We start from the raw sequence: 25892 nt of genomic DNA on the forward strand, positions 1-25892 counted from the left end.
GTGACCATCACCAACGTCGGCGTCTTCGGCGTCGACACCGGCACCCCCATCCTCAACCCCGGCGAGTCCGCCATCCTCGCGATCGGCGCGATCAAGCTCCAGCCCTGGGTCCACAAGGGCAAGGTGAAACCCCGTCAGGTCACCACCCTCGCGCTCAGCTTCGACCACCGCCTCGTCGACGGCGAACTCGGCTCCAAGGTCCTCGCCGACGTGGCGGCCGTCCTCGAACAGCCCAAGCGCCTGCTCACCTGGACCTAGAGCCGGGCAACCAGACAGGGCAACCAGACAGGGCACGTAGAGCAGGACAGACGGAGCCGCGCGTCCCGACCCGGGGCGCGCGGCTCCGTCGTTCCCGGCCCGTCCATGACGGATGTCACTGGGATCCGGCGATCTCGGCGGCGAGGATCGTTCATGGGGCCTCCCGGCCGCCCGACGAGCCCGCCAGGAGGTTGACGAGCCGTGCCGAAGGTGATCCCCAAGCCACCCGTGCGTCACCGGGCGCACATCCTGTACCGGTCCCTGCGTGCCGTCGTCACGCGCCGCCCGCCGGCCCATGACGGGCCGGGGACGTCGGCGATACGCCACTCCGCCGAACTGCGCACCATGGTTCTGGCCCTGACGCTCACCGAGATTCCGGTGGCCTTCCTCGTCTCCGCGATCCTGCCCCCGCCGGCCCGGCCGTTCCACGCGCTCCTGGAGCTCGCCCTCATCCTCACCGGCTTCGGCGTCCTGGCGGCGCTCACCCGAAATCCCCACACGGTCACCGCCTCCCGGGTCGTCCTGCACACCGGATTCATGGGCAGCCTCGACCTGCCGCGCCCGGCGGTGCGCTCGGCCGCTCTCAGCCTGCGCACCATCCCCGGCCGCGGCCTGCGCCGGGTGCCCGCCGAGCCGGCCGCCGTCGCCTGCTCCCTCGGCGGCACGATCAGCGTCCGGCTGCACCTGGACCCGCCGGTGCCGATGGAACTCGGCGACGGCGACGCCGTGGACGTCGACACCGTCTACGTCTCCGCCGATACACCGGACGCGTTCGCACGGGCGCTCAGGGAGCGGGCTGGGCCCCGTGATCGTGGTGCCCATGGCCGATGACCGCATCGCCGGGAGCGCGGCTCCGTGCGGCACCCACTCCGGGCGGTGCCGCGGGGAGCCGCGCTCTCAGGAACTCCGGCCCGTGCGCAGTGCGTTGAGCAGGGCCGCACCGCGTTCCGCGTCGTCGACGCTCACCGCGAAGTCCGTACGGCTGCCCCGGCCGCGTACGACCAGGCACTCCCCGGCGCGGAGCATCACCGTCGTGCCGAGGCCGCTGAGGCGGTAGCCCCAGCCGCCGACCTGGGCGGGCCGGCGGATCTCGGCCCGCGCCGTGTCGATGTCACCGGGCGTCCAGCGCCGAGCGGGCCAGCCGAGGGGGCCGAAGGACACCTCCAGACCGCGCTCCGAGACGCGCGCCTGCACCGAGGAGAACAGTGCGCAGGCGAGGGACACGACGGCGCTGCCGGCGAACAGCGTCCACAGGCCGCCCGGGGAGGCCAGGCCGCCGGCCAGGACTATGAGCGCGGCCACGGCTACCAGGCCGGTCACGGCCGCCAGCAGCTGGAGCCAGGGGTTCGCGGTCCGGGAGAACCACGCCAGTCGCCGGCCCGTAGGGAGGTCCAGCGCGGGGGCGTCGCCGCCGGGCGTCCCGCCGTGGCCCGAGGCGCTGGATCGCCGGGTGACGACCAGCCACCCGGCCACTCCCGCGAGCGCGGCCAGTACGAGGACCGCGACGACCCACGCGGTCGGCTGACGGGCCTCGTGCCAGTCCGCGCGGTCCAGGTTGGCACGGACGACGGCGGCCTGGGCGCCGGCCAGGATGATGCCGGTGGGGAGCAGGGTCGCGGTGATCCACGGGCGTGCCGCCGACGGGCCGGCCCGCATCAGCGGAACGGTGACCGCCGCCGCCGTCACCAGCCAGATCAGTGCCGGGAGGAGGGAGGCCGCCCACAGGGGCATCGAGCCGTCCGGGGTTCCTCCGTCCAGGTCCCAGTGCGTCGCCAGCCGGTCGGGCAGCCGCCCCCGTGCCACGAGCGGCAGTCCGGCGAGTACCGCCGTGACACCGACCGTCCACACCGCGGCCGTCGTCCGAACCGCCACTGTCGTGTCTTTCACGGCATCTCCTTGATCATGTCGATGACATCGGTCCTGCTGTAGCCCAGCCGTGCCGCCTCGGCGATCAGCTCCCGTACGCGGATCTGAAGCCCGGAGTGCGGTCGGGCGCCCTCGGCCACGGTCACTCCCCGGCCGCGGCGGAACTCCAGCAGGCCCTCGTCCCGCAGGCCGCGCAGGCCGCGCAGCACGGTGTTGACGTTGACGTCCAGGGCGTCGGAGAGGTCGCGCGCCGAGGGCAGGCGGTCCCCGGGGGCGCACTCCCCCTCGGCGATGGCACGTCGGATGGCGCCGGCGACCTGCTCGTGCAGGGGGCGGGTGTCGTTTGTGTCCAGACTCAGCAGCATGGTGCTAATGAAACTATCACCATGCGCTTCATCGGTACAGGTACAGGTACAGGGGCAGGTACAGGGGCAGAGGCAGGGGCAGGGGCAAGGGAGGAGCAGGGCAGGGGCCGGCGCAGAGAACGGGCCCGTCGCGGCGGCGACGGGCCCGTTGGGAGGCGGGTGGGGCGGGGCGGGTGTCAGCCCAGCCCGGCGAAGCCGTAGTTCATGAGCTTCGTCGCGTCCTTGGCGCGCTGGGCCGAGGACGAGGAGGTCAGGACGGTGCCGATGACGGTCCTGCCCTTCCGCGTCGCGGCGAAGACCAGGCAGTACTTGGCCTCCGGGCCCGACCCGGTCTTCACGCCGATCGCGCCGCTGTAACTGCCGAGCAGCGTGTTGGTGTTGGTCCAGGGCGCCATCGTGCGGGTGTCGCCCTTCTTGGTGATGGTCTTCGCCGTGTACTTCTTCGTCTTCACGATCGTGCGGAAGGTGGAGCTCTTCATCGCACTGCTCGCGAGTGTCGTCAGGTCGCGCGGCGTGGAGTGGTTCCTTCCGTTGCCGATGCCGTCGAACGAGTCGAAGTGCGTGTTCTTCAGGCCGAGGCTCTTGGCGGTGGCGTTCATCTTGCCGATGAACGACTTGACCCGGGCCGCCCGCGTCCTGCCCGAGCCGAACTTGTCGGCCAGCGCGTACGCGGCGTCGCAGCCCGACGGCAGCATCAGCCCGTACAGCAGCTGCCGGACCGTCACCTTGTCGCCGACGATCAGGCGTGCGGAGGAGGCGTTCTTCGACACGATGTAGTCGCTGTACGCCATCTGGATCGTGACCTTGGCGTCCAGGTTCAGCTTCGGCTGCGAGAGCACGACCTTGGCGGTCATGATCTTGGTGGTGGAACCGGTGGGGCGCTTGGTGTCCGCGGCCTTGGTGTAGAGCGACCTGCCGGTCGCGTCGTTCATCACGAAGCCGCCCTTGGCGACGACCGAGGGCGCGGCGGCGGCCCGAGCGGGTGCGGCGGCGGCCCGGGCGGGCGTGCCGGCGGCCTGTGCGGGCGCGGTGGAGAGGACTCCGGTCGCGAGTACGGCGCCACCGGTCAGGGCGACGGTGACGGCTCTGCGGAGGCAGATGCCCTGAATGACGTTTATCAAGTCGAGTACCCCGGTTTCGGTTTAATTCCCCTGATGCGCGGCCGAGTTGTGGTCGATGCGGTCCCGGCCCGCGCCCGTGCGACACGTGAATAGCACGGATGGCCCGCGCGGTGGCCGGGGCGGTTCACCGCGTCCTCCTGACGAGTGGCCGGACGTCCGCATGCTGGACCGGGCTCTTCTTGCGTCCCTGTTGTATCTATCCTGTCGGCATGACCACGGCAGTGAAGCAACCCCCCGCGGCTGACCGCGTCTACACCCACGTCAAGCAGGGCGTCCTCGAGCGTCGCTACGAGGGTGGGACGCTGCTCACCGAGGGAGAGCTCGCCGAGGCCGTGGGGGTCTCCCGCACACCGGTGCGCGAGGCGCTGCTCCGGCTGGAGGCCGAGGGGCTGATCCGGCTCTACCCGAAGAAGGGCGCACTGGTCCTGCCCGTCTCCGCGCAGGAGATCGCGGACGTGGTGGAGACCCGGCTGCTGGTCGAGGAGCACGCGGCGCGCAAGGCCGTACCCGCCCCGCCCGCCCTCGTGGAGCGGCTGGCGGAACTGCTCGACCGGCAGAAGGAGCAGGCGGCCGCCGGTGACTTCGCCGCCGCCTCCGTCACCGACCGCTGCTTCCACGCCGAGATCGTCCGCAGCGGCGGCAACGAGATCCTCTCCCGCCTCTACGACCAGCTCCGCGACCGCCAGCTGCGCATGGGCGTCGCCGTCATGCACTCCCACCCCGACCGGATCGCCAAGACCCTCGCCGAGCACGAGGAGATCCTCGAAGCGCTGCGCGCCGGGGACGCGGAGGCGGCCGTCGGTGTGGTCCACCGGCACGTGGGCTGGTTCTCGCACCTGGCCCGGGGGGAGGTCCGATGAGTTCGGCCACGTCGGCCGGGAACACACTGCCCGGAGATCCTCCCCCGAAGGGAGCACCCCCAGGCGGCCGGCGCGCCATCGCCGTCTGGAGCGTGGGCGTCTCCGTCTACTTCGTCGCCGTCATCTTCCGTACGTCCCTGGGTGTGGCCGGCCTCGACGCCGCCGACCGCTTCCACGTGGGCGCCTCCGCCCTGTCCACCTTCTCCATCCTCCAGCTGCTGGTCTACGCCGGTATGCAGATACCCGTCGGCCTGCTGGTCGACCGGCTCGGCACCAAGAAGGTGCTGGGCATCGGCGTCGTCCTGTTCACGGTGGGGCAGCTGGGCTTCGCCTTCTCCCCGTCGTACGGCATGGCGCTCGCCTCGCGGGCGCTGCTGGGCTGCGGGGACGCGATGACGTTCATCAGCGTGCTGCGGCTCGGCACCCGCTGGTTCCCCGCCCGGCGCGGGCCGATGGTCGCCCAGCTCGCCGGCCTCGTCGGCATGGCGGGCAACCTGGTCTCCACCCTCGTCCTGGCCCGGCTGCTGCACGGCATCGGCTGGACGGCGGCGTTCGCGGGCAGCGCGCTGGCGGGCGTGGTCGTCTTCGTCCTGCTGCTGCTGTTCCTGAAGGACCACCCCGAGGGGCACGAGCCGGAGCCGCTGCCGCATCAGGGCGCCGCGTACGTACGGCGGCAGATCGCGACGTCCTGGCGGGAGCCGGGGACGCGGCTCGGGCTGTGGGTGCACTTCACCACCCAGTTCCCGGCGATGGTGTTCCTGCTGCTGTGGGGGATGCCGTTCCTGGTCGAGGCGCAGGGTCTGTCCCGGGCCACGGCGGGCGGGCTGCTCACCCTCGTCGTGCTGTCCAACATGACGGTCGGTCTGGTCTACGGCCAGGTCATCGCCCGGCACCACGCGGCCCGGCTGCCGCTGGCGCTCGGCACGGTGGGCGCGACGGCGCTCCTGTGGGCGGCGACGCTCGCGTACCCGGCCGACCGTGCGCCGATGTGGCTGCTCGTCGTGCTGTGCACCGTGCTCGGCGCGTGCGGGCCGGCGTCGATGATCGGCTTCGACTTCGCGCGGCCGGCGAATCCGCCGGAGCGGCAGGGGACGGCGTCCGGGATCACGAACATGGGCGGTTTCGTGGCGTCGATGACCACGTTGTTCGCGGTCGGGATGCTGCTGGACGCGACCGGGGACGACTACGGGATCGCCTTCTCGTCGGTGTTCGTGCTGCAGGCGCTGGGTGTCACGCAGATCCTGCGGCTGCGGAAGCGGGCGGCGCGCAGGGAGCGGGAGCGGCTTGTGGCGAGCCGGGTGGAGACGGTGCACGTGCCTGTGTAGGCGCGGGTGCGGGCCTGGCCGGGGCCTGCCGCCCCCAGGCCCCGCCTTCGGCCCGAACGGTCTCGTCCTTAGACGCCGGACGGGCTGAACCCACTTCTCGCCGACGTCACTTGGTGACCACGAAGTTCCGCAGGATCGCCGCCGCCAGGTCGGGATCGCCCTCCGTCTTGATGCGGTCCGCCGCCGCCTGCGGGCTCACGCGGCCGCAGGCCAGGCGGACGTAGGTCTCCCAGTCGAGGGTGAGGGTGGCGGCGGGACCGAGGGCGGGGGCCGTCTCCAGGGTGCCGCGGCCCTGGATGTCGACGCGGATCGTGCGCAGGAACTCGACCGGGCCGTGGACGTCGAAGACGACGGCGGAGCTGCGCGGCGCGTCGGCGCGTTCGGCGACGACGGCGGGCAGTGCGGCGAGCAGGACGTCACGGGTGACGTGCGCGCCGGGAGAGTCGAGGTTGCCGGGACGGCCGAGAGCCGTGCGCAGGTCCTGCTCGTGCGCCCACACGTCGAACGCGTGCCGGCGCATCGCCTCCTCCAGGGTCAGCTCGGTGCCGAGCGGGCCGCGCACCTTGGTGCCGGGGTCCCGCGACTCGTTCCGCAGCTGCCGGTTACGCCGGATGATCATGTACTCCAGCTCGGACGTCATCTCCGGCGCCGTGTGGTGGCGGCGGACGTCGACCTGCATCTCCATGTAGCGCTGGTGGTCGTTGGTGACGTGGAAGAGGTCGCGCGGGAGCGTGTGGATGGGGCGCGGGTCGCCGAGCATCTCGGAGTCCAGACCCATGACGTGGGAGACGATGTCGCGCACCGACCAGCCCGGGCAGGGGGTGCGGCGGTTCCACTCTGCCTCCACAAGCGGCTGGACCAGCTCGGTTATCGCCTCGATGGAGTGAGTCCAGGCGTCGGCGTAGGGCTGGAGGGTGGGATGCAGACTCACGGAACGGGACCCCTCGGCGGTCGGTACACGGGCGGGTTGTTTCGGCGGTGGTGCCTGCGGGAGGTGACGGCGGTCAGTGGGCGTATCGAGACGCTAAGTTACGCTGCTGTGCGGCACCCCGGCAGTGCTTTCGTGTGACGATCGTAGGCCGTGTGGACACCCTTGGGGACGGCCCGAATGGCAGGACGGTGGTAACGTGCGCGCCTCTTTGATCCAAATCGCCGTGAACGAGGGCGAATCCGTCGAAGCGCGACGCCGGCGGATGGCGTCGCTGGTACGGGAACAAGCGGGCGCCGATCTCGTCGTGCTGCCGGAGCTGTGGACCACGGGCGCGTTCGCCTTCGAGGACTTCGACGCGCAGGCAGAGCCGCTCGAGGGCCCGACGTACGAGGCGATGGCGAAGGCGGCGAGCGACGCCGGCGCGTGGCTGCACGCGGGGTCCGTCCCCGAGCGCGCTCCCGACGGACAGCTCTACAACACCTCTCTCGTCTTCTCCCCCTCCGGTGACCTGGCCGCCGCCTACCGCAAGATCCACCGGTTCGGCTTCGACAAGGGCGAGGCCGTGCTGATGGGCGCGGGGCGCGAGCTGGTGACGGTCCGTCTGCCCGGGACGACCCTGGGCGTGGCGACCTGCTACGACCTCCGCTTCCCCGAACTCTTCCGCGGTCTTGTCGAGGCCGGTGCCGAGACGCTCGTCGTCCCGGCGGGCTGGCCGGAACGCCGCCGGTCCCACTGGACGCTCCTCGCCCGGGCCCGGGCGGTGGAGAACCAGGCGTTCGTCCTCGCGTGCGGAACGGCCGGGACGCACGCCGGAGTTCCGCAGGCCGGTCACTCGGTCGTGGTCGATCCGTGGGGCGAGGTGCTGGCGGAGGCCGGCGCGGACGAGGAGGTCCTCACGGTGGAGTTCGACCCGGCGAAGGTGGCGCGGACCCGCGAACAGTTCCCGGCCCTCAGGGACCGGGTGCTGGGGCTGGAGACACCTCGGCGGTAGGCCCGCCGGGTGCGTCTGCGGCCCGTGGGACGACGTCGGCTCCCAAGGCCGGAAGCAGGCCTTGGGAGCCGATGTGACTCACCGCTCGGAGTCAGGCGGGACTCACTTGGTGAAGTAGCCGGTGATGTCGGCGATCAGGTCGACCGAGCCCCACTGGTTGTAGAAGTTCACCTCACCGTTCACGACCGGGACGACCACCAGGTTGGCGATGGTCTGGCCGGCGGTGAAGTTGAGGTTCGAGGCGGCGGTGCGGGTCGTGCCGTTCGGGTAGACCGAGACGTACGAGGACGAGGTCGGGTTGGTGGCGGTCACGTTCAGGACCACCGCCGTGACGCCTTCGGCCGGGACGCCCTGGACGCCGGCGACGGGGAGCGTGACCTGGCCCTGCGGGCCGACGGCCGCCTTCGGCACGCCGGTGCCGTAGCGGGTGTCCATCAGCCGCTTCGGACCGATGTTGATGTGCGAGGCACCCTCGGTCCCCGAGGTGAAGTAGCCGGTGATGTCGGCGATCAGGTCGACCGTGCCGGCGTGGTTGTAGAAGTTCACCTCGCCGTTGACGACGGGGACGACCACCAGGTTGGGGATGGTCTGGCCGGCGGTGAAGTTGAGGTTCGTGGCGGCGGTGCGAATCGTGCCGTTCGGGTAGACCGAGACGTACGAGGACGAGGTCGGGTTGGTGGCGGTCACGTTCAGGACCACCGCCGTGACGCCTTCGGCCGGGACGCCCTGGACGCCGGCGACGGGGAGCGTGACCTGGCCCTGCGGGCCGACGGCCGCCTTCGGCACGCCGGTGCCGTAGCGGGTGTCCATCAACCGCTTCGGACCGATGTTGACGTGGGTCGAGCCGCTGGCGTCCGTCGTGTAGTAGCCCGTGACGTCGGCGAGCAGGTCGACCGTGCCGGCGTGGTTGTAGAACCGCACCTTGCCGTCGATGACCGGGACGACCACCAGGTTGGGGATGGTCCGGCCGGCGGTGAAGTTCAGGTTCGACGCGGACGTGCGCTCGGTGCCGTTCGGGTAGACGGACACGTAACTCGTCGACGTCGGGTTGGTCGCGGTGACGTTCAGGACGACCGCGCCGACACCGGTGGACGGGACGACGCCGTTGCCGGTGACCTGCAGGACCACCTCGTCGCCGGAGCCGACCTTGGCCTTCGCCACGCCCAGGCCGGACCGGGTGTCCATCAGCCGGGTCGGGGTGACCGGCTTGAAGGTCTTCGGGCCGGGCACGGTGACCGTGACCGGAGCGGACGTCGTCACCTTGCCCGAGGTGTGCGTGGCGCGGACGGCCACCGCGTGGGCGCCGTATCCCTCGATCGTGACGGACGACGTGCGGATGTGACCCCAGCTCCAGGCGGCGACCTGGCCGTCGACCAGCACCTCGAACTTGCTGATCAGGCCGTTCTGCGTGGACGTGGTCCAGTTGACCGTGGCCTGGCCGGGCGTCTGGTAGCCGCTGCCCGCCTTGGCCGCCTCACCGCCCAGCGACGTGACGGTGAGACCCGCCACGGTGCCGCTCGCGTAGCCGCGGATGGTGGGCAGCTGCGGGTACAGCATGGTGCCGGGGCACTCGGTGTTGTAGCCGTTGCGGTGCCCGGAGACGGCGTCGAAGGTGTAGTTCTGACCGGCGGTGAAGGACGTACGGAAGTAGTTCGTCTGCGTGGCGCCCGCGGTCAGCAGGGCCTTGCCGGCCGGGTCGACGCCGTACTGGCCGAGCTTGTACGCGATCACCCGCGACGCCGAGACCAGGGCCGCGTTGGGGGCGGTCTGCTCCGTGTAGTCGCCGATGAAGGAGACGCTCGTCGACTGGGAGTTCCAGCCGTAGGTGTGGGCTCCCATCACCGGCTGGTCGATGCCGCCCTGCCGACCCTCGAAGATCTTGCCGCACTTGTCGACGAGGAAGTTGTATCCGAGGTCGCGCCAGCCGTTGGTCTTCACGTGGTAGACGTGGATCGCCCGGACCACCGCGGCGGACTCCGAGCAGTCGTACTCCGCGTCCGTCGTGTGGTGCACGAAGGCGGCACGGATCTTGCCGTCCGGCAGGTAGACGGGGCCCTCGTCGTTCAGGCTCTCGTCCGCGCCCCAGTCGGCACGGGAGACGATGGCCGGCTGCGGCGCCGAGGACGCCGGGCCGGGCGTCGTGGGCGGCACGTCCTGCGCGAAGGCGGCGGGCTCCGCGTTCAGGTTCCCGGAGGTGCCATCGGCCTCGGTGGTGCCCGGGTCGACCAGGTCGAGGCGGAGCCCGGCCGGCAGCGTGCCGCGGGCGGCGCCGTCGCTGACGCGGACCTCAGCGCCGTCGGAGGCTTCGACCCAGACCGGCTCGGTGGAACCGCGCGCGCCCGCGCGGCGGCCGTCGAGCATCGCCGGGTAGGGCTCGAGGTCCTTCCACTCGCTCCACTCACCCGTCTCGGCGTTCCTGGCCCGCGCCTGGATGGTGCCCGCGAGCTTCGCTGCGGGGTCCGTCCAGGAGACACCCAGGAGGGCGAAGCGCTCGGTGTCCCGCCGGGACAGCACGGCCTCTCCCGCTCCCTTGTCGGTGAGCGCCAGCCTGTGCACCTCGCTCTTGACGGGTGCGGACTCCTGCCCGGCGGCGCTGTAGACGCTCGGGTGGTGCGCCGTCTCGTTCGCGGTCCCGACGGCGGCACCGCCCGCGATGCTCTGGAAACTCAGGACCGCGGTGACACCGAGGGCAGCGCCCACGGCCGTACGGCGTACTCGACGTCTCAATCTCAAGTTGTCCCCACCCCTGTATGAACATGACACGAACGATCGACCGCATGGTACTGATCCGCGAACGAACGTCCTATGCCGGGGCGGGAAGAGAGGCTGCCCGTGACGTCATGCGCGCCGGAGCGCGGGGCGGGTGCCGTACGGCCGGGTGCCGTGATCCCCGTCCGCTCCGTCACGCACCGCCCGTCAGTCGTCCCCCCGCTCCTTCTCCGCCAGGTGGATCACACACACCGTCAGCGCGATCAGCAGCGCCGGGTCCGCGTCGTCCCGGACGACGTCGACACCGTAGGTGTCCCGGAGGGTCAGCCACCGCCGGGAGACGACGGCCAGCAGCTCACCGTCGTACTCGACGGCGAACTCCCGGTCGAGGATCTTGCCGCTGACGTCCAGCTCGGTACCGTCGGCCAGGGAGACCAGGTAGTGGTTGCGCAGCAGCGACAGCCGCTTCCGCCTGATCCGCGCCAGGGGCTCACCGCCCCGCTCGATCACCATCGTGTCGCGCAGGGTGAACATCTTCTGATGGATGTCGATGAGCACACGCCCCTGGGTGTCCTTCAGCTCCCAGGTGTCCCGCAGCCGCATCGCCTTGCCGTCGACGAGGTACGCCTTGTTGCCGCTGTCGTCCTCGATCCAGTAGTCGTCACCGATGCCGAGGAGCCGGTCGTACACGAGGAATCTCATGACCTGATCGCTTCCCCGCCGGGCGCCGGGGGACGCGGTACGTAGGCCGACAGGCTGAGTGCGGCGGCGTGGACCCGCGGCGCGCGTGCCGGCCGGTCCGGCTCCTGTCCTTGCCGTGGCCGGCCGCGCACGCCTGACACCCGTGGCGGCGGTCAGGCGCCGTAGCCGTTGTGGTACCCGTCCCGCGTGTGGGGGTGGGGCCGGTCATCGACGACCGGGGTCGTCGGCGGCATCACGACGCGGCGGCGCCGGGCGATGCTGCTGAACGTCGCGACACCGATCAGTCCGACGATCATGAAGATGACACCGACCAGGTCGATGTTGACGCCCTGCATGTCCCAGTCGGTCGCGAACGTGAGGACGGCTCCCACGGCGATGAGGATGATGCACCCGCCGAGGCCCATGAGTGTTGCCTCCCTGTCAGATCCGGTCGGTTCCGGGTTTCCGGCCGATCCGGTTCCGTGCGGGTACCCCCGGCCGGAACACCCATGCGACACACGGGTGTTCCGGCCGGGAGTGCGCGCGGGATCAGCCCTCCAGGAACGCCACCAGCGCGTTCGCCAGCAGGTACGGGTCGTCGGCGCCGCACAGCTCCCGGGCGCTGTGCATCGAGAGGATGGCCGCGCCGATGTCCACGGTGCTGATGCCGTGCCGGGCCGCGGTGATCGGGCCGATGGTCGTGCCGCACGGCATGGAGTTGTTGGAGACGAACGTCTGGAACGGGACGTTCGCCTTCTCGCAGGCGGCGGCGAACACGGCACGCCCCGAACCGTCCGTGGCGTAGCGGTTGTTGACGTTGACCTTGAGGATGGGGCCGCCGTTGACGCGCGGCTGGTGCGTCGGGTCGTGCCGCTCCGCGTAGTTGGGGTGGACGGCGTGGCCGGTGTCCGAGGACAGGCAGACCGTGCCGGCGAAGGCACGGGCCCGGTCCTCGTACGAGCCGCCGCGCGCGAACACCGAGCGCTCCAGCACGCTGCCGAGGAGCGGGCCGTCCGCGCCCGTGTCCGACTGGGAGCCGGTCTCCTCGTGGTCGAAGGCGGCCAGCACCGGGATGTACGGGAGGTCCGCGCCGGAGGCCGAGACCGCGGCCAGGGCGGCCACCCCGGCGTGCACGGACAGGAGGTTGTCCATGCGGGGACCGGCCACCAGCTCCTTGTCGCGGCCCAGGTAGGCCGGGGGTTCCACGGAGTGGGTCATCAGGTCCCAGCCGGTGACCTCGCCGCGGGCGAGCCCCGTCTCGTCCTCCAGGAAGGCGATCAGGTCACCGTCGCTGACGGTGTCGCCGAGGCCCCAGACGGGCTGGAGGTGGCGCTGCTTGTCGAGCTTGAGGCCCTCCGCGGACACGTTGCGGTCCATGTGGATGGCGAGTTGCGGGACGCGCAGCAGCGGGCGGTCGATGTTGACGAGGCGGGTCGTGCCGTCGCGCAGGGTCAGGCGGCCGGCCAGGCCCAGGTCGCGGTCCAGCCAGGAGTTCATCAGGGGGCCGCCGTAGATCTCCACGGCGACCTGGCGCCAGCCGTGCGCTCCGCTGTCCGGGCGGGGCTTCACGCGCAGGTTGGGCGAGTCGGTGTGCGCGCCGACGATCCGGAAGGGGGTGTGCGGCGCGGCGCCCTCGGGGACGTACCAGGCCACGATCGCACCGCCGCGCAGCACGTACCTGCCGCCGCTCGTCCCTTCCCAGGCGTCCGTCTCCGCGACCTGCCGGAAGCCCGCCTTCTCCAGCCGCTCGGCGGCACTCGCCACGGCGTGGTACGGCGTGGGGCCGGCCGCGAGGAAGGACATCAGGTCGTCGGTGTGGCCGCGGTCGAAGCGGGTGGGTGCGCTCATGGGTTCACCTTAACGACGTGCGAGGGCCCGCTTCCCGTATGGCGGGAGCGGGCCCTCGTGAGGGTGTGAGGGGAGTGTGGAGACCGGGCCCCGGTGGGCTAGAACGCCGCCTCGTCCAGCTCCATCAGGTCCAGCTCGACGCCCTGGGCGATTTTGCGGGCCATGGTGACGCCGGGCAGGACGTTCGCGGCGAAGAACTTCGCGGCGGCGATCTTGCCGGTGTAGAAGGCCACGTCCTTGGCGGAGGCGGTCGGCAGCTTCTCGGCGGCGATGGCGGCGCCCTTGAGGAGCAGGTAGCCGACGATCACGTCACCGGAGGCCAGGAGGAGGCGGGTGGTGTTGAGCCCGACCTTGTAGATGTTCTTGACGTCCTGCTCGGTGGCGGCGAGGTCGGTGAGCATGAGGCCGACGATGGCCTCCAGCTCGACGGCGGCCTTGGCCAGGTGCTCGCGGGCGCCGGACAGCTCCTCGCCGCCGGTGCCGAGGGCGAGGAACTTCTTGATGTCCTCGGCGAGCGAGTTCAGCGCAGCGCCCTGGTTGCGGACGATCTTCCGGAAGAAGAAGTCCTGCCCCTGGATCGCCGTGGTGCCCTCGTACAGGGTGTCGATCTTGGCGTCGCGGATGTACTGCTCGATCGGGTACTCCTGCAGGAAGCCGGAGCCGCCGAAGGTCTGCAGGGACTGGGCGAGCTGCTCGTAGGCCTTCTCGGAGCCGTAGCCCTTGACGATCGGCAGGAGCAGGTCGTTGAGGGCGTGCTCGGTGGCGGCGTCCTCGCCGTTCGCCTCCTTGACCTGGATCTCGTCCTGGACGGATGCGGTGTACATCACGAGTGCGCGCATGCCCTCGGCGTACGCCTTCTGCGTCATGAGGGAGCGGCGGACGTCCGGGTGGTGCGTGATGGTGACCTTGGGGGCCGTCTTGTCCATGAAGTTGGCCAGGTCGGGTCCCTGGACGCGCTCCTTGGCGTACTCCAGGGCGTTGAGGTAGCCCGTGGAGAGGGTGGAGATCGCCTTCGTGCCGACCATCATCCGCGCGAACTCGATGATGCGGAACATCTGGCGGATGCCGTCGTGCTTGTCGCCGATCAGCCAGCCCTTGGCGGGGTGGCGGTCGCCGAAGGTCATCTCGCAGGTGTTGGAGGCCTTGAGGCCCATCTTGTGCTCGACGTTGGTGGCGTAGACGCCGTTGCGCTCGCCGAGCTCGCCGGTCTCGAAGTCGAACTCGTACTTCGGGACGAGGAAGAGGGACAGGCCCTTGGTGCCGGGGCCCGCGCCCTCGGGGCGGGCGAGGACGTAGTGGAGGATGTTCTCCGACATGTCGTGCTCGCCGGACGTGATGAAGCGCTTGACGCCCTCGATGTGCCAGGAGCCGTCCTCCTGCTGGACCGCCTTGGTGCGGCCGGCGCCGACGTCCGAGCCGGCGTCCGGCTCGGTGAGGACCATGGTGGAGCCCCACTGCTTCTCGACGGCGAAGGACGCGATGTGCTTCTGCGCCTCGTTGCCCTCCTCGAAGAGGATGCCCGCGAACGCCGGGCCGGAGGAGTACATCCACACGGCCGGGTTGGCGCCGAGGATCAGCTCCGCGTAGGCCCAGATCAGGGAGCGGGGCGAGGTGGTGCCGCCGATCTCCTCGGGCAGGCCGAGCCGCCAGTACTCGGAGTCCATGAAGGCCTGGTAGCTCTTCTTGAAGGACGCCGGGACCGGCGCGGTGTTGGTCTCCGGGTCGAAGACCGGCGGGTTGCGGTCGGCGTCGGCGAAGGACTCGGCCAGCTCGTTCTGCGAGAGGCGGGTCAGCTCCTCCAGGACGCTCTTGGCGGTGTCCGTGTCCATCTCCGCGAACGGGCCGGTGCCGTAAACCTTGTCACGGCCGAGCACCTCGAAGAGGTTGAACTCGATGTCCCGGAGATTCGGCTTGTAGTGCCCCATGGCGACGGCTCCGTTGAGAGATCGGCGAGGCACTGACTCCTCGCATCTGTACACATACCAACTACACGTACCGAGTAGTAGCTACGATGATGCTACCCGCCGGTAATAAGAAGCAACCCCGAGCCGGACATCTGTGACTCGTTACTCGTTACTCTGTGCGGCATGTACGGCTACGACCAGACCGCGGGTCCTCAGCAGCAGCAGTACGCCCCGCCGCAGCAGCCGATGTCCGGCGGATACGGGCAGCAGCCGCCGCTGTACCCCGAGCCGTCCCCGCCCTCGCTCGCGGACGCGGTGCGCGCCTTCACCACCGGCCAGATGTCCGCCGAGGACTTCCAGCAGATCTTCGCGACCTCGAAGGTCTACTGCCCGCGCGGCGACAACCCCGGTTTCCTCGCGCTGCACAACACCCAGCAGCCGGTGATCCCGATGTTCACCGGCCTCAAGGAACTGCGCCGGTACGCGGGCAAGGAGTCGAAGTACTTCGTGATCACCGGGGCCGAGGTGATCGACCTGCTGCCGACCGGCTACGGCTTCGTGCTGGACATGGAGGGCGAGCACCGGATGGTGTTCGACGCGAAGGCGGTCGAACAGATGGTCGATTTCGCGATGCGCCGCATGTACGGCTAGGCGCCATCGCCGCGCAGACGGCTGACAGGTGCCGCCGCTGTGCGAGCCCGGGGGGCCCGGAGGGAATGCCCTCCGGGCTTTCTCTGTTTGAGGTGGCAGAAAGTTCAACGCTCAACTAAATTGGGTGTACCCGAGGAGGTACCGACATGCCTGCAGTGACCGTCGAGAACCCGTTGACGCTGCCCCGCGTATCCGCACCCGCCGACGCCGTCGCGCGTCCCGTGCTCACCGTCACGACCGCGCCCAGCGGTTTCGAGGGCGAGGGCTTCCCGGTGCGCCGCGCGTTCGCCGGGATCAACTACCGCCATCTCGACCCGTTCATCATGATGGACCAGATGGGTGAGGTGGAGTACGCGCCCGGGGAGCCGAAGGGCACGCCCTGGCACCCGCACCGCGGCTTCGAGACCGTCACCTACATCGTCGACGGCATATTCGACCACCAGGACTCCAACGGCGGTGGCGGCACCATCACCAACGGCGACACCCAGTGGATGACGGCCGGTTCAGGTCTCCTGCACATCGAGGCGCCGCCGGAGCAGCTGGTCATGTCCGGCGGGCTGTTCCACGGCCTCCAGCTCTGGGTGAACCTCCCGGCCAGGGACAAGATGATGGCCCCGCGCTACCAGGACATCCGCAGCGGCAGCGTCCAGTTGCTCACCTCCCCGGACGGCGGCGCGCTGCTGCGTGTCATCGCCGGTGAGCTGGGCGGTCACGAGGGCCCCGGGATCACGCACACGCCGATCACGATGGTCCACGCGACGCTGGCTCCGGGCGCCGAGGTGACCCTGCCCTGGCGGGAGGACTTCAACGGCCTGGCGTACGTGATGGCCGGGCGCGGGTCCGTGGGTGCCGAGCGGCGGCCGGTCCACCTGGGACAGACCGCCGTCTTCGGCGCCGGCGGTTCGCTGACCGTCCGCGCGGACGAGCAGCAGGACTCGCACACGCCCGACCTGGAGGTCGTGCTGCTGGGCGGGCAGCCGATCCGGGAGCCGATGGCGCACTACGGGCCGTTCGTCATGAACACCCGGGACGAGCTCCAGCAGGCCTTCGAGGACTTCCAGAAGGGCCGGCTCGGCACCGTCCCGGCGGTGCACGGCATGTCGGAGGCCGGGCTGTAGGGCTCGCTGGAGCTACACGCGGACGAGCCCGGCCCGGACACGGGAGGGCTCGTTCCGCGCTTGCCGCCGCCTTCCTGGTCGCCTCAGTGGGGCGGGTCCGACGAGGTCGACGGCACCCGCAGGTGAGTCGCGTACGAGCCACACCCACGGCCCCGCCCGGTACTGACGCGCGACGGCATCGGGGGCGGGGCCGTGCCCGCTGACGTGGGGTGCCGGGGGTGTGCGGCGGTGTGTCGGGTGCGTCAGTTGGCTCGATACGCCCGAGCCGTCCGAGCTCCCGCACGGACCGGGGACGGGTCTCAGGCGAGGCGCTTACGGCCCCAGAAGAAGAGGAACACCGTGACGGCGGCCGTCAGGGCCAGCAGGATCGAGGCGCCGAACCACTGCATGCCGTTCATCTGGGAGATCGGCAGGTAGTCGACCGACCAGCCCACGACATCGGCCTTCTGCAGGCACAGCTCATGCGCCTGTTCCGTCTGCGCGTCCGCACAGGTGCCCCAGCCGAGGAGTTTCCCGTCGCCGGTGAGGTACGGGGTCGACCCGTCCATCCGGTGCGCGCCTGTGGGCAACGTCTGGACCGGGGTTTCGGCCGAGGCCCTGCTCGTCGTGCTCGTGACGACGTCGCCGAGCGACAGCCGGAAGTGGGACCAGACGAGCTGGACGACGACGGTGAAACCGAGGGTGACCACCATGGCCATCAGCGTGCGGCGCAGCACCACACCGATCGCCACCCCGCCGAAGACGGAGAGGAGGGCGAGGGCGACGGGCACGGGTCCCGTGTTGTCGAAGGTGGATTCGGAGATCCACTCCGTGGCCGTGACCTCGGACTTGTAGAGGCTCCACCACCAGCCGAACGCGACCGACAGCGCGACCGTGCTCACCACGACCACCAGCGCGGTCAGGGCCAGTTTCGTGGTCAGCCAGCGGGTCCGGCTCACGGACTGGGTGACGACCAGCTTGGCGGTGCCGTTCTCCAGGTCGCCGGCGAACAGCGGGGCACCGAGGAAGACACCGAGCAGGATCGGTACCAGCCGGAGTCCCGTGGATATGTGGGTGTACCCGTCGATCTGCAGCTGGGAGCGCTGGAAGGCGATGCACGCCACGGCGAGCGCGGAGGCGCCGAGGACGGTCCAGAACGCGGCCCGGTGCTGGCGCCAGACCAGCCAGGTCATGCCCTTGAGGGGCTGGGGGAGTCGGGGGAGCCGGCCCGTGCCCGTGGTGCCCGGGGCCGTGGACCTGGTCGTCGTCGAGGTGCTGGTGAGAGAGCTCATGCTGCCACCGTCCGGGTGTTGTACGCCTGGTCCCGGACCTGGGCGGTGGGGGTGATCAGAGGTGGTGCGTCGGGTGAGCGGAGATAGGCGAGCAGGAGTTCCTCCGTGCTCGGGCTGTCCGTCTCCCAGGGGCCGGTGGCCGGGCCGTCGGGACGGATCAGGGCGGTGAACTGCCGTCCGCTGATCCGGGACTCGACGAGGGGGTGAAGCGCGAGGGAGGCGGGCAGGCCCTCGCCGTCCTTGGTGCCGGTGACCATGGTGTGTACGGACAGCAGCTCGTCCACGTCTCCGGCGAGGCGTACTCCGCCGTCGGAGAGGACGACGAGGTAGTCGCACACGTTCTCCAGTTCGGCCAGGACGTGGGTGGACATCAGGACGGTGGTGCCGTGCTCGGCGGTCTCGGCGAGGAGGGTGCCTGTCAGTTCCTTGCGCGCGACCGGGTCGAGGTCCGACATCGGCTCGTCGAGCAGCAGCAGGTCGGGGCGCTTGCCGAGGGCGACGGCCAGGGCGACGCGGGTGCGCTGGCCGCCGGACAGGGTGCCGATCTTCGCGTCGAGGGGCACATTGCCCGCGCGGACGATGTCCTCGGCGGCGCGCTGGTCCCAGCCGGGGTTCAGTTCCTGCCCCAGCCGCAGGGTCTCGGCCACGGTGAACCGGCGGAACAGGGGCTTCTCCTGGGCGAGGAACGAGGTGCGCCCCGAGTCCACCGTGCCCGGTGCCGCGCCGAACACGCTGAGCGTGCCCTGCGTCGGCTCCAGGACGTGGGCCATGATGCTCAGCAGCGTGGTCTTGCCCGCCCCGTTGGGGCCGACCAGCCCGCAGATCCGTCCCGCCGGGAGCCGGAAGGAACAGTCCTTCAGTGCCCATCCCCGCCGGTAGCGCATCCCCAGGCCGTGCGCCTCAAGTGCCGACTCCCCCGCGTACATACCGTCACTCACCAGTGCTCCTAGTTGCCGTGGCCGCCGTCTCGCTACCGGCGGCGTACTGCTTCTCCATGGCCGAGGCGACCAACGCGGCCACGTCCTCCTGCTCCAGACCCGCCTCGGCCGCCCGGGACACCCACGCCACCAGCTCCCCGTACAGCGGTGAGTCGGTACTTGCCGAGGGGCGGGCCAGTGTGCGGCGTACGAACGTGCCCTGGCCGGGTCGCGGTTCGACCAGGCCCTCACGCTCCAGCTCGCGGTACGCCTTGAGGGTGGTGTTCGGGTTGACCGCGCTGACTTCGGCGACCTCCTTGGCGGTCGGCAGCCGATCGCCCGGAACCAGTACGCCCAGCCGCAGGGCCTGCTTGGTCTGCTGCACGATCTGCTGGAAGGCGGGGACTCCGTTCCGCCGGTTGATGCGGAACTCCACGATCACCACCACCATTTCACTACTTGATTAGTGGAATGATGATGGAGGGGTTCGCGAGTGGTTGTCAACAGCAATCGGAGGGGCTTCCTGGGCAGGATTTCAGCCACCGGCCGCGTCCCGGCGGTGCACGGCATGTCGGAGGCCGGGGCCCAGGCCTGACACCGCGTCACCCGAGCGGGCCGTCCGCGCAGGACAGCCCGCCCGTCGCGTGATCGGCTGGGGGCGTGCAGCTGCTCCCCGGTCCGGTCCGTCGGTTCGCCGCCTGGTGCGCCGTCGTCCTGCTCGCCAGTGGTGTCGTCTACGTCGCGATCCGGCTCTGCGTCGAGTTCCGCACCGCGGTGACGCCGGCGCTGCTCGCGCTGCTCGGCACCGCCCTGCTCAGGCCGCTGCACCGGCGGCTGGTGAAGGCGCACGTGCAGCGGTCGCTGGCCGCCGGGCTCACCTGCGTCGCCGTCGTGGCCGTGGTCGGCGGGGCCGTGTACATCGTGGTGTCCGCGCTCATCGAGACCGGGGACCAGATCATCGCCTCCCTCCGGGACGCGGCGCAGGGCATCGCCGACCACTTCGGGGCGGCCGGGACCTCGCTGGACGACGTCGCGTCCAACGCGCGCGAGCTGCTGGGCAGGTTCGGCGGTACGGCCGCCTCGGGCGTGGTCACCGGCATCAGCGTCGTCGGCGAGATGCTCGCCATGGCCGTGCTCGCCCTGCTGCTCGTCTTCTTCTTCCTGCGCGACTCCGACCGGGCCGTCGGCACGGTGCGCGCCGTCGCCCCGCCCGGCGGCGCCGACATGGTCGAGGCGATGTCCCGGCGGGCCTTCGGGGCCGTCGAGGGCTTCATGCGGGGCACCACCCTCATCGCCCTCATCGACGCCGCCTGCATCACCGTCGGCCTGCTCGTCCTGCGCGTCCCCGGTGCCGTCGGGCTCGGCGCGCTGGTCTTCGTCGGCGCCTACATCCCCTACCTGGGCGCGTTCATCTCCGGAGCCGTCGCCGTGCTCGTCGCGCTGGCCGACCGGGGGTTCGCCATCGCGCTGTGGGCCCTCGGGGTGGTCCTGGCGGTGCAGGTGCTGGAAGGGCACGTGCTCCAGCCGGTGATCCAGAGCCGGACCGTACAGATGCACCCGGCCGTCGTGCTGCTGGCGCTCACCGCGGGGGCTTCGGTGGCGGGCATCCTCGGGATGCTGCTCGCCGTTCCCCTCACGGCCGCGGCGTTCGGGGTCGTGCACGAGCTCCAGGCGCGTTACGCGGTCTCGGGGCCGCCGGCGGGGCCGCCGCCGTCCGCGGGGCCCTCGTCCGGATCCGTGGACTCGTAGACCTCGTACCAGATGCTCTTGCCCTCGCCGCGCGGGGCGACGCCCCACGCGTCCGCCAGCAGTTCGATCAGTATCAGGCCGCGTCCGGAGGACGCCATCTCTCCCGGCCGGCGTTTGTGCGGCAGGTCGTCGCCGCTGTCGGTGACCTCCACCCGGATCCGCCGCTCGCCAGGCTCCCCGGCGACCTCGGCGACCAGGAGGGCGTCGGCGTCGGTGTGCACCAGGACGTTGGTCAGCATCTCGGAGAGCAGGAGCACCGCCGCGTCCCGCTGCTCCTCGCTGGGCCAGTCGTGCAGCAGGTCGCGCAGGTGCTGCCGGGCGGTGGCGATCCGCGCGGGCTCGGCCTGCGCGACCGTCAGCATCGTGCGGCGCACCGGGGCCACGGCCACGGTGCTCTCGCCGCAGCCGCAGCCCTCGCCCTGCCGGCACAGCAGCAGCAGGGCGATGTCGTCCTCCCGACGGTCGGCCAGCGGGCCGGTGGTGTGGTGGGAGGAGGGCCCGTGGACGGCCTGGACCAGCGCGTCGGCCAGCTCCTCCAGGCCGCCGTCGTGCTCCTCCAGGATCACGCGGAGCCGGTGCCAGCCGGTCTGCAGGTCGTGGCCCCCGGTCTCGACCAGGCCGTCGGTGCACATCATCAGGGTGTCCCCGGGCTCCAGGGCGAGCCGCGTGGTCGGGTAGTCGGAGTCCGGGTCGATGCCGAGGGGCAGCCCGCCCGCCGTGGCGAGGATCAGCGCCGTCCCGTCCGCCATGCGTACGACCGGGTCCAGGTGCCCGGCGCGGGCGCTCTCCACGGTGCCGGTCGCGGGGTCGACCTCCGCGTAGTAGCAGGTCGCGAAGCGCATGTCGCCGGGGTCGTCGTCGGACTGGGCGAGGCCGTGGAAGAAGTGGGAGGCGCGGGAGAGTACCGCGTCGGGGCGGTGTCCCTCGGCGGCGTAGGCGCGCAGCGCGATGCGCAGCTGGCCCATCAGCCCCGCCGCGCGTACGTCGTGTCCCTGCACGTCGCCGATGACCAGGGCGAAGCGGTCCCCGGGCAACTGGATCATGTCGTACCAGTCGCCGCCGACCTGGAGGCCGCCGCCGGTGGGGACGTAGCGGGCGGCGACGCCCATGCCGGGGATCTCCGGCCCGAGCACGGGCAGCATGGTGCGCTGCAGTCCGTCGGTCAGCTCCCGCTGGGTCTCGGCGGCGCTCGCCCGGGTCAGGGCCTGCGCCAGCATCCGCGCCACGGTGGTCAGCACCGACCGTTCGTCCGGCGTGAACCCGACCGGATAGGTGAAGGCCGCCATCCAGGCGCCCATCGGGCGGCCCGCCACGGTCAGCGGCAGGAAGGCCCAGGAGCGGCGGCCGAAGCGTTCGGCGAGGGGCCAGGTGAGGGGGTAGCGGGACCGGTACTGCTCGGGGGAGGAGAGGTAGACGGCACGGCCGGTGCGGACCACCTCGGCGGCCGGATAGTCCGTCTCCAGCGGCATGTTCACGAACGGGTTCATGTCGTTGTACGGCTGCCCGTGGTGGCCGATGACCGTCAGCCGGTCACCCGACACCCCGAAGACCGCCAGCCCGTCCGGGGAGAACCCCGGCATCGACAGGCCCGCCGCGACCCGCAGCACCTCCTCGGTGGACCGCGCCTCGGCCAGTGCCCGGCCCGCGTCCAGCAGGAACGCCTCCCGCGAGCGGCGCCAGTCACCGGTGACCGCGCTGCGCCCGGCGGGCGTGCCGGGTGTCGGCTCGGCGACCTCCTGGAGGGTGCCGATCAGCTCGTACGTCTTGCGCACGGGGTCGAAGCGCGGCTTGGAGCGGCTGCGCACGATGCGGACGACGTGGCCCCGTTCGTCCATGATGCGGATCCGGACCTCGGCGAGGGTGCTCTCGGCGACGGCGAGCCGGACCACCCCGGTGATCTCGTTCCAGTCCACCGGGTGCAGCCGGGCCCGTACCTGGGCCTCGGTGAAGACCGACCGTTCCGCGGGCAGCCCGAACAGGCGGGCCGCCTCCGCGTCCACGGTGACCTCTCCCGCGGCGGTGTCCCAGTGCCACAGACCGGTCGCGAGAGCGGCAAGGACGTCACCCGCCTCGGGCAGGGGATCACCAGTGCGCATTCATCCACTGTAGGAAGAGGTGATCGGACACTGCCACCGGTCGACCCCGGGCCCGGGTCGCGTCAATGGGGAGGAGGACAGCCGTGCCCGGCCGGTACGCTGGGGGTTGTTTCACGCTGGGGTTGTTTCACGTGAAACGCGGAACACCATCCCCGATCCCCGAAGGCTGGATGAACGACGATGCATCGGTACAGGTCCCACACCTGCGGCGAGCTCCGCTCCTCTGACGTCGGCACCGACGTCCGGCTGAGTGGCTGGCTGCACAATCGGCGCGACCTGGGCGGCATCCTCTTCATCGATCTGCGCGATCACTACGGCATCACGCAGCTCGTCGCCCGTCCCGGCACCGAGGCGTACGAGGCGCTGGACAAGCTGACCAAGGAATCGACCGTTCGTGTCGACGGCAAGGTCGTCTCCCGGGGCGCCGACAACGTCAACCCCGACCTGCCCACGGGCGAGGTCGAGGTCGAGGTGGGCGAGGTCGAGCTGCTCGGCGCCGCCCAGCCGCTCCCCTTCACCATCAACGCCGAGGACGGGGTCAACGAGGAGCGGCGTCTGGAGTACCGCTTCCTGGACCTGCGCCGCGAGCGCATGCACCGCAACATCATGCTGCGCACGGCGGTCATCTCCTCCATCCGCAGCAAGATGGTGGCGCTCGGCTTCAACGAGATGGCGACGCCCATCCTCACCGCCACGTCTCCCGAGGGCGCCCGCGACTTCGTCGTGCCCTCCCGTCTGCACGCGGGCCGCTTCTACGCCCTCCCGCAGGCGCCGCAGCAGTTCAAGCAGCTGCTGATGATCTCCGGCTTCGACCGGTACTTCCAGATCGCGCCCTGCTTCCGCGACGAGGACGCCCGCGCCGACCGCTCGCCGGGCGAGTTCTACCAGCTCGACGTCGAGATGAGCTTCGTCGAGCAGGAGGACGTCTTCCAGCCGGTCGAGCGGCTGATGACGGAGCTGTTCACGGAGTTCGGCAACGGCCGCGAGGTCACCTCGCCCTTCCCGCGCATCCCGTTCCGCGAGGCGATGCTGAAGTACGGCTCCGACAAGCCGGACCTGCGCGCCAAGCTGGAGCTCGTCGACATCACCGACGTCTTCGAGGGCTCGGAGTTCAAGGCCTTCGCGGGCAAGCACGTCCGCGCGCTGCCGGTGCCGGACGTCGCCTCCCAGTCCCGCAAGTTCTTCGACCAGCTCGGCGACTACGCCGTCACGCAGGGTGCCAAGGGTCTGGCCTGGGTCCGCGTCGGCGAGGACGGCCAGCTGTCCGGTCCGATCGCGAAGTTCCTCACCGAGGAGAACGTCGCGGAGCTGACCAAGCGGCTCTCGCTCGCCCCCGGGCACGCGGTGTTCTTCGGCGCGGGTGAGTTCGACGAGGTCTCGAAGATCATGGGCGCGGTGCGGGTCGAGGCCGCCAAGCGCGCCGGGCACTTCGAGGAGAACGTCTTCCGCTTCTGCTGGATCGTCGACTTCCCGATGTACGAGAAGGACGAGGAGACGGGGAGGATCGACTTCTCCCACAACCCCTTCTCGATGCCGCAGGGCGGCATGGACGCCCTGGAGAACCAGGACCCGCTGGACATCCTCGCCTGGCAGTACGACATCGTCTGCAACGGCGTCGAGCTGTCCTCCGGCGCGATCCGGAACCACGAGCCCGACATCATGCTCAAGGCCTTCGCGATCGCGGGCTACGACGCGGAGACCGTCGAGCGCGAGTTCGCCGGCATGCTGCGCGCGCTCCGTTTCGGCGCCCCGCCGCACGGTGGCATCGCCCCGGGCGTCGACCGCATCGTCATGCTGCTCGCCGACGAGCCCAACATCCGCGAGACGATCGCCTTCCCGCTCAACGGCAACGCCCAGGACCTGATGATGGGTGCGCCCACCGAGCTGGACGAGACCCGGCTGAGGGAGCTGCACCTGACGGTGCGCAAGCCGCAGCCGAAGTAACCTGCGGCGGCAGTACCGCAGCGAGGGGCTCGGAACCGTGGAGCGGTTCCGGGCCCCTCGCCGTCGTCACACCTGGTCCTCGCCCTGGTAGAGCGGCAGGTTCTGGGTCGAGATGGTCCAGCCGGCGATGGTGACGTCCTCGCCGTAGACGAAGTCCTTGCGGGTGGCGTAGCGGGGGCCGTCGGGGGTGACGTGGATGTCCGTGAACACGGCGCCGGTGCCCGTGCGGGGGTCGAAGACCGCGTAGACGGGGATGCCGAGCAGGGGGTAGTCGCGCACCTTGCCCACCCAGTCGTTGCCCGGGTTGGAACGGGAGACGACCTCGACGGCAGCGATGAGCGACCGGGGGTCGAACGACCCCTCGACGTCCATGTCCTCCTCGGCGATCACCATCAGGTCGGGCCGCCGCATGACGCCTTCGGGTTCGTCCTCCACGTCCGGCTCACCGGTGTGCGCCACGATCTCTTCCGGCATCACCTTTTCCAGGCGCTTCCGGAGCCGCAGTGTGGTCAGCTCGTGCCGACCGCTGGGCGACATCGTGTCGTGGACGATCCCTTCCTTGGTGATCTCGAACTTGCCCGGCAGTGTGTCGTCCGAGGACTGAACGAAGTCGCGCATGGCCCGGTACTGGTGGGAGGCGCCCTGCTGCGCGTTGTCGGGTGCGATGGTCATGGCGCTCGCTCCTCGTCGTGTGTGCCCACGGGCTCGGGCAAGGATCGTCGCCTTCATGCTAGGCGTCCTCCGGGTGGTCGGTTCGGCAGTCGCGGCAGCGGCCGGGGTCCGTGGCGCGGAAGGCGCGGTCGCAGCCGTCGCAGGTCTGGAGGGGGGTTGCCGGAACTCGTGGGCGGCCGGCGGGGATCGAAGTCCTGAAGTTCGAGGACGGCACGGCGGTGGGACGCTCCGACGGGGCGTTCAATGGCCGCCCGACGCACGATCCGAGACAGCTTCGCATCCTTGAGCTGCGGTATGGCACCATCCGGGCGCAGGCTTTCCCGCCAGGGGAGTCGCTGGCCTTCATCGAGCAACTGCTGGGAGACACATGAACCACAAGCCCCTCGCCGGTGACGCCTCCGCACTGGCGTGGTTCAAGAGCACCTACAGCAGTGGCCCCGACGGCGACTCCTGCGTCGAGGTGGCGACCACCCCCGGCACCATCCACGTCCGCGACTCCAAGCACCGCGACGCAAGCCCTCGCCTCGCCCTCGGGTCGGAGGCTTGGGAGGGCTTCGTGGCGCACGTCTCGGACAGCTGAGTCGTGAAGGGGCACTGAGCTTGCCCCGTAGCTCC

Annotated in this window: 24 protein-coding genes and 1 pseudogene; 11 read left to right on the forward strand and 14 right to left on the reverse strand. The window is 70.7% G+C overall.

Translation table 11 applies throughout. The features are described from left to right. Both ACH4F2_RS13475 and ACH4F2_RS13480 read left to right on the forward strand, forming a co-directional pair. A partial coding sequence (locus tag ACH4F2_RS13475; RefSeq protein WP_398132868.1) for a 2-oxo acid dehydrogenase subunit E2 occupies positions 1-258 on the forward strand: 258 nt, incomplete at its 5' end. A gap of 201 nt (positions 259-459) precedes the next feature. Beyond that, positions 460-1089 (forward strand): hypothetical protein, encoded by a 630-nt coding sequence (locus ACH4F2_RS13480; protein WP_398132869.1) that lies wholly within the window; start codon positions 460-462, stop codon positions 1087-1089. A 66-nt stretch (positions 1090-1155) separates the two neighbouring features. Here ACH4F2_RS13480 and ACH4F2_RS13485 read toward each other — a convergent pair whose 3' ends face one another. The 3 genes from ACH4F2_RS13485 to ACH4F2_RS13495 all read right to left on the reverse strand — a co-directional run bounded on the left by ACH4F2_RS13485 (position 1156) and on the right by ACH4F2_RS13495 (position 3610). Beyond that, entirely contained in the window at positions 1156-2145 is a 990-nt protein-coding gene (locus ACH4F2_RS13485; RefSeq protein ID WP_398132870.1) for a DUF1648 domain-containing protein, read from the reverse strand. Further along, on the reverse strand, positions 2142-2489 hold the full coding sequence (locus tag ACH4F2_RS13490; protein ID WP_398132871.1) for a GntR family transcriptional regulator: 348 nt from the start codon (positions 2487-2489) through the stop codon (positions 2142-2144). The genes ACH4F2_RS13485 and ACH4F2_RS13490 overlap by 4 nt, the downstream gene beginning before the upstream one ends. Positions 2490-2665: 176 nt before the next feature. Further along, complete coding sequence (locus tag ACH4F2_RS13495; RefSeq protein ID WP_398132872.1) at positions 2666-3610, reverse strand: D-alanyl-D-alanine carboxypeptidase family protein; 945 nt, start codon at positions 3608-3610, stop codon at positions 2666-2668. Positions 3611-3819: 209 nt separating this feature from the next. On the opposite strand from ACH4F2_RS13495, the gene ACH4F2_RS13500 reads away from it, so the two are divergent. Further along, on the forward strand, positions 3820-4470 hold the full coding sequence (locus ACH4F2_RS13500; protein ID WP_398132873.1) for a GntR family transcriptional regulator: 651 nt from the start codon (positions 3820-3822) through the stop codon (positions 4468-4470). Further along, the gene (locus ACH4F2_RS13505) at positions 4467-5795 is read left to right on the forward strand and encodes a nitrate/nitrite transporter (protein ID WP_398132874.1); all 1329 of its coding nucleotides are present in this window, start codon (positions 4467-4469) and stop codon (positions 5793-5795) included. The genes ACH4F2_RS13500 and ACH4F2_RS13505 overlap by 4 nt, the downstream gene beginning before the upstream one ends. A 106-nt stretch (positions 5796-5901) precedes the next feature. Here ACH4F2_RS13505 and ACH4F2_RS13510 read toward each other — a convergent pair whose 3' ends face one another. Beyond that, positions 5902-6726 (reverse strand): maleylpyruvate isomerase family mycothiol-dependent enzyme, encoded by an 825-nt coding sequence (locus ACH4F2_RS13510; protein WP_398132875.1) that lies wholly within the window; start codon positions 6724-6726, stop codon positions 5902-5904. Between the two features lie 196 nt (positions 6727-6922). Between ACH4F2_RS13510 and ACH4F2_RS13515 the strand changes: the two genes are divergently transcribed. After that, positions 6923-7717, forward strand: a complete 795-nt coding sequence (locus tag ACH4F2_RS13515) for a carbon-nitrogen family hydrolase (protein ID WP_398132876.1) — start codon at positions 6923-6925, stop codon at positions 7715-7717. A 102-nt stretch (positions 7718-7819) separates the two neighbouring features. Here ACH4F2_RS13515 and ACH4F2_RS13520 read toward each other — a convergent pair whose 3' ends face one another. The 5 genes from ACH4F2_RS13520 to ACH4F2_RS13540 form a co-directional block, all read right to left on the reverse strand. Then, positions 7820-10417 carry a peptidoglycan recognition protein gene (locus ACH4F2_RS13520; RefSeq protein ID WP_398132877.1) on the reverse strand — a complete coding sequence of 866 codons (2598 nt, stop codon included), beginning with the start codon at positions 10415-10417 and terminating at the stop codon, positions 7820-7822. 216 nt (positions 10418-10633) lie between these two features. After that, positions 10634-11128: an LURP-one-related/scramblase family protein gene (locus ACH4F2_RS13525; protein ID WP_398132878.1), complete on the reverse strand. Its 495-nt coding sequence runs from the start codon at positions 11126-11128 to the stop codon at positions 10634-10636. Between the two features lie 152 nt (positions 11129-11280). Next, positions 11281-11532 carry a DUF6458 family protein gene (locus ACH4F2_RS13530; protein WP_398132879.1) on the reverse strand — a complete coding sequence of 84 codons (252 nt, stop codon included), beginning with the start codon at positions 11530-11532 and terminating at the stop codon, positions 11281-11283. 124 nt (positions 11533-11656) lie between these two features. Beyond that, positions 11657-12955: a M18 family aminopeptidase gene (locus tag ACH4F2_RS13535; RefSeq protein WP_398132880.1), complete on the reverse strand. Its 1299-nt coding sequence runs from the start codon at positions 12953-12955 to the stop codon at positions 11657-11659. A 98-nt stretch (positions 12956-13053) separates the two neighbouring features. Further along, the gene (locus tag ACH4F2_RS13540; RefSeq protein ID WP_398132881.1) at positions 13054-14880 is read right to left on the reverse strand and encodes an acyl-CoA dehydrogenase; all 1827 of its coding nucleotides are present in this window, start codon (positions 14878-14880) and stop codon (positions 13054-13056) included. Between the two features lie 162 nt (positions 14881-15042). Here ACH4F2_RS13540 and ACH4F2_RS13545 point away from each other — a divergent pair, with 162 nt between their 5' ends. Both ACH4F2_RS13545 and ACH4F2_RS13550 read left to right on the forward strand, forming a co-directional pair. Further along, positions 15043-15510 (forward strand): SseB family protein, encoded by a 468-nt coding sequence (locus ACH4F2_RS13545; RefSeq protein ID WP_053134171.1) that lies wholly within the window; start codon positions 15043-15045, stop codon positions 15508-15510. 146 nt (positions 15511-15656) lie between these two features. Continuing rightward, the gene (locus tag ACH4F2_RS13550) at positions 15657-16628 is read left to right on the forward strand and encodes a pirin family protein (protein WP_398132882.1); all 972 of its coding nucleotides are present in this window, start codon (positions 15657-15659) and stop codon (positions 16626-16628) included. A gap of 299 nt (positions 16629-16927) precedes the next feature. Here the strand turns inward: ACH4F2_RS13550 and ACH4F2_RS13555 are convergent, their stop codons facing one another. From ACH4F2_RS13555 to ACH4F2_RS13565, 3 genes are read right to left on the reverse strand one after another with little or no spacing between them, the layout of a single operon-like run. Then, on the reverse strand, positions 16928-17899 hold the full coding sequence (locus tag ACH4F2_RS13555; RefSeq protein WP_398132883.1) for an ABC transporter permease: 972 nt from the start codon (positions 17897-17899) through the stop codon (positions 16928-16930). After that, complete coding sequence (locus ACH4F2_RS13560) at positions 17896-18825, reverse strand: ABC transporter ATP-binding protein (protein ID WP_398133086.1); 930 nt, start codon at positions 18823-18825, stop codon at positions 17896-17898. Before ACH4F2_RS13560 ends, ACH4F2_RS13555 begins: the two co-directional genes overlap by 4 nt. 4 nt (positions 18826-18829) lie before the next feature. Then, entirely contained in the window at positions 18830-19267 is a 438-nt protein-coding gene (locus ACH4F2_RS13565) for a GntR family transcriptional regulator (RefSeq protein WP_398132884.1), read from the reverse strand. Between the two features lie 209 nt (positions 19268-19476). Here ACH4F2_RS13565 and ACH4F2_RS13570 point away from each other — a divergent pair, with 209 nt between their 5' ends. Further along, positions 19477-20565 carry an AI-2E family transporter gene (locus ACH4F2_RS13570; protein ID WP_398132885.1) on the forward strand — a complete coding sequence of 363 codons (1089 nt, stop codon included), beginning with the start codon at positions 19477-19479 and terminating at the stop codon, positions 20563-20565. On the opposite strand, the gene ACH4F2_RS13575 is transcribed toward ACH4F2_RS13570, so the two are convergent. Continuing rightward, on the reverse strand, positions 20493-22661 hold the full coding sequence (locus ACH4F2_RS13575; RefSeq protein ID WP_398132886.1) for a SpoIIE family protein phosphatase: 2169 nt from the start codon (positions 22659-22661) through the stop codon (positions 20493-20495). The two genes, ACH4F2_RS13570 and ACH4F2_RS13575, sit on opposite strands and share 73 nt — an antisense overlap. 180 nt (positions 22662-22841) lie before the next feature. On the opposite strand from ACH4F2_RS13575, the gene aspS reads away from it, so the two are divergent. Further along, complete coding sequence (gene aspS / locus ACH4F2_RS13580; RefSeq protein ID WP_398132887.1) at positions 22842-24605, forward strand: aspartate--tRNA ligase; 1764 nt, start codon at positions 22842-22844, stop codon at positions 24603-24605. A 66-nt stretch (positions 24606-24671) separates the two neighbouring features. Here the strand turns inward: aspS and ACH4F2_RS13585 are convergent, their stop codons facing one another. Next, positions 24672-25277 carry a Uma2 family endonuclease gene (locus ACH4F2_RS13585; RefSeq protein WP_398132888.1) on the reverse strand — a complete coding sequence of 202 codons (606 nt, stop codon included), beginning with the start codon at positions 25275-25277 and terminating at the stop codon, positions 24672-24674. Between the two features lie 185 nt (positions 25278-25462). Here ACH4F2_RS13585 and ACH4F2_RS13590 point away from each other — a divergent pair. Both ACH4F2_RS13590 and ACH4F2_RS13595 read left to right on the forward strand, forming a co-directional pair. Further along, a pseudogene (locus tag ACH4F2_RS13590) lies at positions 25463-25648 on the forward strand (Scr1 family TA system antitoxin-like transcriptional regulator); the annotation flags it as partial. Then, positions 25645-25857 carry a DUF397 domain-containing protein gene (locus tag ACH4F2_RS13595; RefSeq protein WP_398132889.1) on the forward strand — a complete coding sequence of 71 codons (213 nt, stop codon included), beginning with the start codon at positions 25645-25647 and terminating at the stop codon, positions 25855-25857. The pseudogene ACH4F2_RS13590 and the gene ACH4F2_RS13595, both read left to right, overlap by 4 nt. Positions 25858-25892: the final 35 nt, after the last annotated feature.

The sequence above is a fragment of the Streptomyces sp. NPDC017890 genome (genome assembly GCF_044328675.1).
Classification (GTDB): domain Bacteria; phylum Actinomycetota; class Actinomycetes; order Streptomycetales; family Streptomycetaceae; genus Streptomyces.